This is a genomic window from Candidatus Poribacteria bacterium, assembly GCA_009839745.1.
Classification (GTDB): Bacteria; Poribacteria; WGA-4E; order WGA-4E; family WGA-3G; genus WGA-3G.
In genome coordinates this window covers 2,592-13,618 of the sequence record VXPE01000014.1, presented here as the reverse complement: position 1 = coordinate 13,618, position 11,027 = coordinate 2,592, and the positions used below count along the sequence as shown (strand labels likewise).

Genomic DNA, 11,027 nt, shown 5'->3' with positions numbered 1-11,027 from the left:
CAACGATTTACCCGTGCTTTTCTAAAGACTAAACTTTTATCAAACTCACGTTAGAGTAGACTCGGTGCGGTTGGAAACCGCACCGACCGCGATTACGGAATTTAGCCGTGTGTATGCCGCTGCCGATACACTTGCCCGCTTTTGACAACGACAACGGGTTCCAATACCTGTTTACTGACTCTCACCTGATCGTTGGCATCTACCAACTGGAATTCACCTTCGCGCAGTTCAAAAATCACCGCATCTCCCCACGCATCAACAGCCAATGTTCCAACCTGCCCCGGCATCAAGATGGTATCTGCGGGAATACTCGTGACCTTCGCCAAGGCATCGTCAAGCGACATACCGAGATGCAGGAATTTGTTGACGACATTGACGAGGTCATAGACGGGACCCTCGACGTTATAGATGTGCAGGTCGGACGAGATGGTCGTGGGTTCAACGCCTTGCGCCATCGCTTTCTGAACGATGTCCCAACTGAAAGAGCCTGCTCCGTGTCCGACATCGAAGATGACACCGCGCTCGATCGCAGCATGGACAGCGTCCCGAATCCTACCGTTTTCGTCCAAGATACCGCACGCCATATCGTGGAAGCAGTGCGTTAGAATATCCCGCTCCGCCATCAGTGCCAATATATCGTCTATGGACTCACACCAGGCGTCTTGTGGATGCACCATTAGCGGTAACCCTGCGGCATCGGCGGCTTCGCGCGCCTTGTGCAACGGCAACATTTTCGCTCTGGCACCGACGATCGTCTCCCGCGTTAAACGGACCTTGACCCCCAGAATAATATCGCGGTGCTGCTCTATCATCCGACACGCTTTTCCGACATCGGCATAGTCAGGGTTTTCCAATTCTCCGATTTCTTGTGTGAGCATACCCTGTGAAGAGATGTTCAACTGTGCAAGGATGCGCGTGTCGCTCACGTCAATGACGTATTTACGGAAACCGGGAAATGTGTCTGCTCCCGCTGAACCCGCATCGACGACTGTCGTTGCCCCGCGTGCCAAGCACGTAGGATCGGGTTCAATCCCGAAATGGCTTACACCGTAGAAGACATGCACGTGTAGGTCGATTAAGCCGGGTGTGACGAAACACCCTTCGGCATCTAATACCTCCCGCGCTTCAGATGTGGGTATATCGTCGCTGATTGCCGAGACGCGTCCATTCGAGAATGCGACATCTTTACGCGCATGGATACCCTGTGCGGGATCAATGACGGTTCCGTTTTTAATGATGAGTTCGTGGTTCATAAGTTTAGAATGTGCTTTCACGATTTGTAATCGGACACCACCGCGCCATCAGCAAGTAATCAAACAGTGCGGATTCCGCTTCTGGTGTGTCGATGCGTTTCAGTGCCAAGACGGCGTTGTCTCGGACGTATCGGTTTTCGTCGCTGAGGACATTTGATAGCACTGGAATGGCATCGCTTGCGGCGGGTCCAATTTGTGCCAATGCTAATGCGGCTTCAAAGCGTGCTTGTCCGTCGTCATCGCTTGCGAGCATATCGCTCAGGACAGGCACAGCGGACGCTGCAATGGGTCCTAAGCCGCCGAAGGCTTCCGCGAGATAGCGACGCACCTCAACGCATGCGTCTTTTGTGCGTTCCATCAATGCCGGAATGGCAGCCACTGCAGGCGTGCCTATTTGCGCCAAGGCGTAGGTGGCTTCAACGCGAACGGCATCCTCAGGGTGTTGCAATGCTTCGCTCAAGGCAGAGACAGCGGGTTCACCAACGGCAGCGAGTGCATACGCCGCCATCCGCCTCATGATCAGGTCCTCAACACCGAGCGTCTCAATCAGTTGGGACACAGCGGATTCACCGATCGCTCCGAGTGCGTATGCTGCGTTCAAACGGACGGGTTCATACGTGTCGCGTAGTGCCTCGATGAGGCGCGGAATTGCTTCTGCCCCCGATTCACCTAACGTCCCCAAGTCATCAACGGCGCGAGACCGGACAGCGGCATCTTCATCGTCCAATGCCGTGATGTGTTTCGTTAGGTTTCCATTCGCTGGCTGCGTTGAATGCCCATTCGACTCACCTGCCATCCAATTCCAGACGTGCCGCCACGTCCCTTGATGTGTAGGGGTGGCTGAATTAACATCTGTTTGTTTCCAGTGCGGATCTGTTACATTCCATTCTGGTGCCTGTGGCGCGTCCATCCGAATGAATTGGAACTTCATCATATAACGGGTCTTGTCCGTCAGATTTGCCATTGCGCGATGCCAGAGATCGAAGTGAATAATCGTTAGGGTACCCGCTTCGCCACTGAGTGCCAATTCACCCTCGTTATCCTTAGTGATACGCGTATCATAGTACTGCGTCCCCGGTAAGACTGCCGAGGGTCCGATTTCAAGTGGTGAGTCTTGTGGATAGTAGAACGCCATTGCCCAGCGTGGACAGTGGTGCCGGACTTTGTGATACCCCCAGTAACTATCCTTATGGAATCCCTGTCCATCGCTGTGCGGACGGTTCTGATGCGGGTGCCGATGGGAATGCATGGCGTAATTCTCGCCCAGAAGACTCGTAAACGCGCCGCGAACAGCGGGTTCCTCGAAGACGGCTTGCAATTCGGGGACGCGGGGCAAGATATTATTCCCCAAGTTTCCTTCTTTTCCTGTGAGTTCCTGCGTCTTGCGATAGATCGTTTCGTGGAAACTGCGTGGCAGATCGGTTTTTACGGTGAGATACCCGTTCACGATAAAATCCCGCATCTGCGCATCGGTCAGTTTATGGCTTTCTTTTACTTGTGAATGTGTTTGCATGGTCAAACTCCCTTTTAAGGGTTATCAAGTGTCAGGGGTCAGTAGTCAGGATTCAGAGATCCAAACGCTCCTACCTTATTCTACTTGAGACGCGTTTATTTGTCATGTCTTTTATAGTAAAACCTAAAAATGGATAGACACTTTCGTCCTGGGCCCGATAGGTGCGGTTTCATGAAGTTTAAGAAAATATTTCGGTAACTGACGGGAGCCCCTAAATGGTTTCTCTACTACAAACGGGAGACCGGTTCGTAGTCGTGCGATTCATCGCACGTTCAAAAGCACGTTCAAACATTACCGAATTAAATTCCGAAAACGCATTCAGTTTGCGACCCTTGGAGGGAGAATCTAATAGATCATGCTATATAGTGGCAACTGGGGGCATTATACTGAATCGATTGGCGGGGATTCCGTTTGCATTCGCTACGTGCGGGAAGGTATCTTCGGACAGTTAGAGGGGCAAGAGGGCGGCTGGACTTACAACGGGTTTCAATTCCCTACGAACGGGAACGTATCTTCAGACAATTGCCAAGAGGTCATCAAAATCCGAAGTTCAATATGGTTTCAATTCCCTACGAACGGGAACGTATCTTCAGACTCACCCTATTTTCGACCCAGACGGGCCGTGGGTTCGTATACCCCAAAACCAAACACGAACTGCACGGGGCTTTTTTCTATCGAACATTCACCCCGAAAACCCCACAAACCCTGATAAACACTGACCCAAACGCGATTTTTTAGTAAAATAGGTATGGAAGCCAGTCCGCATCTATGTTCTTGGACGAATTAAGCCGTGCTGGGGCCGAGGGGTGAATCGTGTTTGTTTTCATAAGTATACACAAAATTCGGAAAAATGTCAAATTTTTTGTGTTCTTTTTAGAAATTACTAAGATTTTCTTAGTACTCCTTGACAAACAGGCTAACATCACTCATAATGATGAATATATCAGCAGCCAAAATGGAGGATCAATTCCGTGTTTTACGTTATCTCTTACGATATCTCAGACAACCGGCGACGTAATCAACTCGCGAAAGTCCTTAAGGGGTTTGGGACGCGCGTCCAATACAGTGTATTTGAAGCACATCTCAACAGGACCCAATATGAAGAACTCAAACGCGCCGTCGCACGCGTCATTGACACTGCCGAGGATTCAGTGCGCTACTATGCTCTCTGTAGTGCATGCACGCCGCGGATTGAAGTGCCTGCCCTTGGGGATGTAACCTCGGATCCTCAAACGATTGTGGTTTGATATGCAACTCCCGAATCTCACGCGCGATCACATTCGGCAACGTTGCACAGCACAGAGTTTCACGCGCGGCACAGAATACTTTCATGACGGCGCGATCAGCAATCCAGTTCTTCACGACTGGACGTTGTCAGCAACCTGCCACGGCACCTATCCCTACCGCGTCTCTGTGGAGTTGATGCCCACAGGGATCGCCGCCACTCGTTGTTCGTGCCCTTATGACGGCGAGGGGGAGTGTAAGCATATTGTCGCGTTGTTGTTAACCTACATCCAGACACCGGATATCATCTGCTCTATTGACGCTTTGATCGCTACGCTCTCCGAAAAACCGAAGGCACAGCTTTTGCGAATTATCTCAGAGTTACTGAGCCGAACTCCAGATTTAGCTTCCGTTGCGCGAGTCTATGCAAACATGACAGAGGAGACGGGATCAGAGACGGCACCTACCGCGCACGAACTTACAGTGTGTGCCATCGTCACAACATATCGGGAACGGATTGACCGTGCTTTCGGACCCGATTTTTTGGAACAGCATCAACTTCAGAAAATCATCACGCACCTTGAAGGTTTCGTGCAGCATGCGAAATCGCTTGCACACCTCGGAGAGACGGAACTCTCGCTGTCCATTCTTGATGCCTTGATACACCAGTCTATTGTCCGTTATCCCGATACACTCCAGAGGCAGGAATTACCGAGATTCGTCAAGAAGTGCGCAACGACGTTCGCGCAAATTGCCATGAACGTCGAAGACTCGGCTTCCATAGGCTCCGGCATAGAGATTGTGCATGCGCCGTTACGTGAACACTACCAGATGTTGTTGGAACTGAGTTTCGAGGCAGAACCGATCTTCATATCACTCCTGACCCGTCTCCTTCAGCAATGCTGCACAATACAAGAATCAGCAGATTTACAAGCGACAATTGAACAGTGCCTCGATGAAAGTCCCGATCGACAGGCGCATGTTCACCTCCTCTTTGACTTCTACTTCCAGGCCGGTAGAATCGGAGAGTGCCTCCGGCTCGCCCGACGTGAACGGGAAAATTATCTCCTGATACAGACGCTCTTTACACTTCAGCAAGAGGCAGCGGCATGGCAGGCACTTGAAACGCATCCGCTCTCTGTTGATGAATATTGGTGTCTCTTGGAAAGTCCGATTGCCACGCGTATTCGAGGATTTACGGATAAGTTGCTCAGAATCGTCAGCGACTCCCAGCCGGACACTGCTATTGCGGTGTATGACAGACTGATTGAAAAGACCGTGCTTTCCCGAAGGCGGGAGGATTACGAAAAAACCCGGGACTATTTGATGGCTTTACGGGAACTCTACACACAATGCGATCAGGAAAACCAGTGGATCCCTTATCTAACGCACTTCCGAAAACGGCACGCCCGCAAACGCTTGCTCTTCCAAATCATTGATGCCCAGCACACCATCTAATTAATTACGACTTACGCACTTCCTCTTAAAGTCCCCCTGATAAGGGGGATTTAGGGGGTTAAATCCCTGAGATAACACCTTTTTTCGTAAAATATTTCGCTTTTTTGCTCAATTTGCGTAAGTCCTGTTAATTTAGGTTCGTAGTCGTGCGATTTATCACACGTTACAGACGGAAGAACTCTGAATGGTCTCCCTACTACGAACCAACCCTCACACTTCATTCCTAACTTAGGAGGTATCAAATGGCAATTCTTTACATCACGCAACAAGGTGCGGTGCTCCACAAATCTGGCAATCGCGTCATAGTGAAAAAGGAGCGAGACGTGCTTCAGGAAATCCCGATTGTCCACCTCGACGAGGTCGTCATTTTCGGCAACGGACACATCACAACGCAGACAATAGGATACCTGCTGAATAAAAACATCCCTGTCTCTTTCCTCTCTTCACGAGGAAAATATAAAGGGAAACTCCAACCCCCTTATGCCAAGGATGCCCTCATCCGTCAACAGCAATACGCCGTTGCTGCGGACCCGTCCCAATGTCTGGAACTCGCCAAGGGTTTCGTCCGGGGTAAACTCACAAACGCTATCCGGTTCTCCAGACGGCAACGCACCCAAAACGGTGAGGTGAAATCCGCACTCGATACGACGCGCCGAACCTTGAAAAGACTGGAACGTGCCGAGAATCTGGAATCGCTGCTCGGATACGAAGGCACTGGCACGGCTGCCCATTACCGCGCCTTCCGGCAATTCTTGGCACACGATTGGGGTTTCACCACGCGGCAATTCCGACCCCCACCTGATCCCATTAACGCAATGCTTTCGCTCGGCTACACGCTCCTACACAATCACGTTTACACCTTCATCAACGTGGTTGGGTTCGACCCATACTGCGGATACTTCCATCAACCGAGGCACGGACACGCCGCACTCGCCTCGGATCTCATGGAGGAATTCCGGCAGGTCATCGTGGATGGCTATGTGCTTTCGCTCGTCAACAACAATCGCATCAGACCCGACGACTTTGAGCAGACGAACAAAGGCATCCGTTTCACCAAAGAAGCCTTAGATCGGTTCCTCGTTGGCTACTACGGACGGATGCAACAGACGTTTCAGCACCCGACGCGCAACGAGAAAACCACCTATCTGCGGTGTATTGAACTCCAGGTCCGGCATCTCGCGCACGTGATCACGGGTAAGGAACCCGCATACAAACCGTTTCTCATCCGAACCTAAAGTTGTATGATACATCTCACAAAACGGGCGAGGTGACCTTGCCTCTACGTGCAGTCCTGTTTTGTAGGCGTGCGATTTTCATTTGAAAACGGATGTTGGATGTGCTATTATAACGCAAGTCACCCCCCTTTGTAGCATAATCTGTTAGATTGTGCCCTAAGTACACATCGTAGGGGCGAGGTTACCTCGCCCGTTACTTGCTGGAAACAGAAAAACGTGAACTACCGTGATATTTTAGAGAAGATACGGCTTGCATTCCCGCAACCCGTATCTGATCCGATACATGACTCCTACTTCGTGCATTCTGTGATGCGTGCCCTGGACCAGGTCGATGTCCTCAAAACAGATTTGCCAATCCTCGGAACCATCGTTCCTGGCGACTTTGCAGCAGCACGACAGGCGAACTTACCTGACGCGATGTCCTCTGTAGAAGAGGTTACCACCACGCTTGTCAATTATCTGCAAGGGATGACGATCTTTGGACACCCGCGGACGCAACAGAACGTTATCCCACCGCCAACGATTCCGAGCCTGATCGGGATCCTGATCGCCTCGCTCTACAACCCGAATATGGTGTGGGATGAATATAGCCATCTCGTAGCGTTAGCCGAAGTGGAGGTCACCGGGATGACCTCAAAAATGGTGGGATATGATCCAGAACGCGCGACGGGTGTCTTTACCTTCGGCGGCACGGGGACAACGCTCTACGGCGTGAAACTCGGTTTAGAAAAGGCGTGCCCAGAGACAATACGCACGGGGACCCCGGAGGACGTTGTCGTTTTTGTGTCGGACGCGGGGCATTACTGTGCGACGAATATTGTCGGGTGGCTCGGCATCGGCACAAACAATCTCGTAACGATCCTGACGACCGATGAAAACGAAATGGATCTCGCTCGCTTCGAGCAAGAGGTGCGCAAGGCATTAGAAAACGGGAAGAAAATTGCTGCCATTATCGCGACATTGGGCACTACGGATGCGTTCGGGTTAGACGATTTAGAGAGCATCGTGGCGTTACGCGACAGACTCATAGAGGAATTTCAACTCGACTACCAGCCTCATATTCACGCCGATGCCGTGATCGGCTGGGCGTGGTCGGTGTTCAACGACTATCCGCTTGAGGAGAACCCGTTAGGTTTCCGACCGCGCACTGTCCGTGCCTTAGCGGGTGCCTGCCGGCGGATACGACATCTCGGACTCGCGGATTCTATCGGTATTGATTTCCACAAGACGGGTTTTACGCCGTATACCTCCAGTCTTGTCCTCATCAAAAATCGGGAGGACCTGGATTTGGTGAAACGGCACCCCGAACAGATGCCGTATCTCTATCATTTTGGCGAGCATCGTCCTGGCATGTACACGCTGGAAACTTCCAGATCCGGAACTCCCGTGCTCGCCGCTCTGGCGAATCTCCAGTTATTCGGTGAACAGGGCTTGCGCGCCATCCTCGGGCACATCGTTGAAATGACGCAACTCCTTCGGGAGTATCTCGAAGGACGCGCCGGCACCACTGTGCTCAACCGAGATAACTTTGGGACCGTCACGCTCTTCCGCGTCTATCCAGAAGGGATAGACACTTTCTCCGTCAAGGAACAGGAGTTTGGGGACCCCGCCTATCGGGAAAGTCTGCTTGCACACAACGCCTACAACCGAGACATCTACCAATACGTCCATTCCGAAGCCATGGCAGGCAGGGGAGTCTTCATCTCTACAACCGACTGCTACCGGCACACCACCTATGGCGAACCGATTGTTGCGTTAAAATCGTATATTCTCTCCCCGTTCGTCGATGAAGCCGATGTCAAAACCGTTGTTGACAAGGTGCTGGAAGCGAGAGAAAAATTAGGTAAAGGTTCGTAGTCGTGCGATTTATCGCACGTCGTGGAACGGGCAATAAATTGCCCTACTACAAGCCCAGAGAGTTCCTAATAGAAGCATGTTCGTAGTCGTGCGATTCATCGCACGTCAATGACGCGATACTGTCCATATCCGAACGCCGTGTGATGCCCGATGTGTAGATGCTCGCCGAGGAAAATAAACGGCAGGAAGGGTGTCACGTCCCCTTCAAAACGGATGGTGCCCATGAACCCGCTCATCGGCACCACGGCTTTCGCTCGATGAGAGTAGCGACCCCGCTGCAGCCACTGCAAACGGGATGTATGCCGAACCGACTGCGCTGCCGCAATCAAGCCGTGTGCATCTATGTCTGTGTCCAAGTCTTCCCCACAATGGAAATAATTCAGGAACCGGATCCGCCGGAGCAGATTCCGGATGAGGTGTTCAAACGTCAAATGGCTCGTCCACTTCCCGTTGACCTTGATGCTCGTCGGTGTGAGAAACGCCAATTCCATTTCGTCCGTGATATGAGGTGCACCTTGCATCACATCGTCAAGCCGAAGAATGATGCCGTCATCCGTCAGCATCTCGGAGGCTGCCGTGTAAATTGTCTGGCGGCTATCGCTGCGATGTGCGGGTAAACTTTCGACCTTCTCCAGTTGACACTGCCCGCGTTCGTCCTGGAGTCCGATCCGGCGTTTCCCCATCTGATCGAAGGCGAAGACTATCCACGGCAACAGATTGATTGCGTCACCGATGAGTGTCAGGTGGCAAGTGAAGGTATCGCCCGGTGCAAAGTCCGATTTCCCAATGCGTGGTGGCTCAAGGACAAACGGATGCGGGGCAAAGGGTTGTCCGCGGAGCATCGGACTATCCTCCGGAACAGGCGTTTCAAAGCATTTGGAATAGACGCGCCGTTCTGAGAACTCGCACCGTTCCTCACATTCCCTACGAACGGGAAGGCGTATCCAAAGATGTCTCATATTTTCGCTGTGAAGTCTGCGTTTTTGTATCGTCTCTTGTGGGTTTTCGGACGCAGAGGCACAGACTAACAGTCTATGCTACAAAGATGGCAACTCGCGTTATTTTACTTGACACGAATTGATTTCTCATCTATTTTATTCTTAGTTTTCAGTTATCGGTTAGTGGTCGCAAAACTGGACGACGGAGGCTATACATAGATGGGAATTTTATCGAAGGATCAACGTAAACAGTGGAAGACAGAGGGGTACTTCGTTTTGAAAGGGGTGCTCTCTCCTGAAGAGGTCCAAGCATTGTCAGCAACGGTAGATGAGATGGATGCGGAGTTTCGGAAAGGCGAAAATGTCACTGCCGATTCCCTTTTCGACAAGCGAAATGTGATGGAGGACAACGATATTTTCGTGGATCTAATGGACCATCCAGCAACGTTTCCGATTGTGCGTGAGTTGATGGGTGACTACATCCAGCTGAGTATGTCGGAAGTCATCGTGCGTCCCCCGAACCCGAAAGATCAAGGGTATCTGCATACGGACGGCGGGCAGGCGATGCGGACGATTCGGGTCAGCAGATCGAGTTCACCGCTACAGGTCAAAATCCATTATTTCTTGACGGATCTTGAAGATCAGGACAGTGGCAACTTTACGGTTGTGCCGGGGAGCCATAATCGGACGTTTCCAGAAACGGGAGTCAAGGACGGTCCCTATATCCCTGAAGCCGTGCAGCTGTGTGTGAAGGCAGGCGATGCTGCGGTTTTTCCGCATGCGTTGTGGCACGGGGTTGTCGCGAACCGCTCGGAACACGCCCGGAAGACGCTAATTTATTGCTACAGCCATCACTGTTTCCGCCCGTTCGATTACGAAAAGGCGACACCCGAACTGATGGAGCGATGCACGCCACGGCAGCGCAGGTTAATCGGGGACATCGGGGATTGGAGACCGGGATCTTATTTCTATTCGCCGGGTGATCAGGAAAAATTAATCAGCGGGTTAGAAGAAGATGGTTAGTCGATTTCGATGACGACGTATTGTTGTTCGACAGTGACGGGAAAGGTATCGGCAACATAGGGACCTTTTTCGGGTCCAGAATTGGATGCCTCGATGTTCTCTCCGCTCTCGACTTGGACTTCGTATTTTCTGACGCGTCGTTGTGCGGGACTCCACCAGGATTGTCCGGTTTTGATGTCGAATTCCCAACTGTGCCATGGGCATCGGAGAATTTCACCTTGACGGGTGTAGTTATATTCGCCTGGTACAGGGGACTCTAAAAATCCGGTGACCAGCCCACTGCAGAGGGGTCCGCCTTGGTGTGGGCAGCTATTACGGATAGCGAAGTACTCGCCATCAATATTGAAAACACCGATGGAGCGTCCGCCGATTTCGACGATCTTACTTTCGCCGGGAGGGATTTCGTCTGGGGTTGCTACTACGTATTTAGGCATTTAAATTTATAATTCAACGATACACGCTATAAACATGCCGCCCTTATAGGGCTTGGATTTTTTTCTTGAAAATGCTGCTATAGACATGCCGT

General features: G+C 51.5%; 10 protein-coding genes. 6 read left to right on the top strand and 4 right to left on the bottom strand.

Annotated elements, in window-relative coordinates; all coding sequences use genetic code 11:
* Nucleotides 1–101: 101 nt before the first annotated feature.
* Both F4X88_02270 and F4X88_02265 read right to left on the bottom strand, forming a co-directional pair.
* A complete protein-coding gene (locus F4X88_02270; GenBank protein MYA55096.1) occupies nucleotides 102–1,253 on the bottom strand; it encodes an amidohydrolase/deacetylase family metallohydrolase in 1,152 nt (383 codons plus the stop codon).
* Between the two features lie 4 nt (nucleotides 1,254–1,257).
* Nucleotides 1,258–2,766 carry a phytanoyl-CoA dioxygenase gene (locus tag F4X88_02265; protein ID MYA55095.1) on the bottom strand — a complete coding sequence of 503 codons (1,509 nt, stop codon included), beginning with the start codon at nucleotides 2,764–2,766 and terminating at the stop codon, nucleotides 1,258–1,260.
* 355 nt (nucleotides 2,767–3,121) lie between these two features.
* Here F4X88_02265 and F4X88_02260 point away from each other — a divergent pair, with 355 nt between their 5' ends.
* The 5 genes from F4X88_02260 (at nucleotide 3,122) to F4X88_02240 (ending at nucleotide 8,540) form a co-directional block, all read left to right on the top strand.
* Entirely contained in the window at nucleotides 3,122–3,475 is a 354-nt protein-coding gene (locus tag F4X88_02260) for a hypothetical protein (GenBank protein MYA55094.1), read from the top strand.
* A gap of 229 nt (nucleotides 3,476–3,704) precedes the next feature.
* The gene (gene cas2 / locus F4X88_02255) at nucleotides 3,705–4,013 is read left to right on the top strand and encodes a CRISPR-associated endonuclease Cas2 (GenBank protein MYA55093.1); all 309 of its coding nucleotides are present in this window, start codon (nucleotides 3,705–3,707) and stop codon (nucleotides 4,011–4,013) included.
* Between the two features lies 1 nt (nucleotide 4,014).
* Nucleotides 4,015–5,448 carry a hypothetical protein gene (locus F4X88_02250; GenBank protein MYA55092.1) on the top strand — a complete coding sequence of 478 codons (1,434 nt, stop codon included), beginning with the start codon at nucleotides 4,015–4,017 and terminating at the stop codon, nucleotides 5,446–5,448.
* Nucleotides 5,449–5,690: 242 nt separating this feature from the next.
* Nucleotides 5,691–6,683, top strand: coding sequence for a CRISPR-associated endonuclease Cas1 (gene cas1 / locus F4X88_02245; GenBank protein MYA55091.1), 993 nt, complete (start codon nucleotides 5,691–5,693; stop codon nucleotides 6,681–6,683).
* A 216-nt stretch (nucleotides 6,684–6,899) separates the two neighbouring features.
* Nucleotides 6,900–8,540: an aspartate aminotransferase family protein gene (locus tag F4X88_02240; protein ID MYA55090.1), complete on the top strand. Its 1,641-nt coding sequence runs from the start codon at nucleotides 6,900–6,902 to the stop codon at nucleotides 8,538–8,540.
* Between the two features lie 95 nt (nucleotides 8,541–8,635).
* Here the strand turns inward: F4X88_02240 and F4X88_02235 are convergent, their stop codons facing one another.
* A complete protein-coding gene (locus tag F4X88_02235) occupies nucleotides 8,636–9,499 on the bottom strand; it encodes a CRISPR system precrRNA processing endoribonuclease RAMP protein Cas6 (GenBank protein MYA55089.1) in 864 nt (287 codons plus the stop codon).
* A gap of 198 nt (nucleotides 9,500–9,697) precedes the next feature.
* On the opposite strand from F4X88_02235, the gene F4X88_02230 reads away from it, so the two are divergent.
* Nucleotides 9,698–10,501 carry a phytanoyl-CoA dioxygenase family protein gene (locus tag F4X88_02230; GenBank protein ID MYA55088.1) on the top strand — a complete coding sequence of 268 codons (804 nt, stop codon included), beginning with the start codon at nucleotides 9,698–9,700 and terminating at the stop codon, nucleotides 10,499–10,501.
* On the opposite strand, the gene F4X88_02225 is transcribed toward F4X88_02230, so the two are convergent.
* Nucleotides 10,498–10,935 carry a Rieske (2Fe-2S) protein gene (locus tag F4X88_02225; GenBank protein MYA55087.1) on the bottom strand — a complete coding sequence of 146 codons (438 nt, stop codon included), beginning with the start codon at nucleotides 10,933–10,935 and terminating at the stop codon, nucleotides 10,498–10,500. The two genes, F4X88_02230 and F4X88_02225, sit on opposite strands and share 4 nt — an antisense overlap.
* Nucleotides 10,936–11,027: the final 92 nt, after the last annotated feature.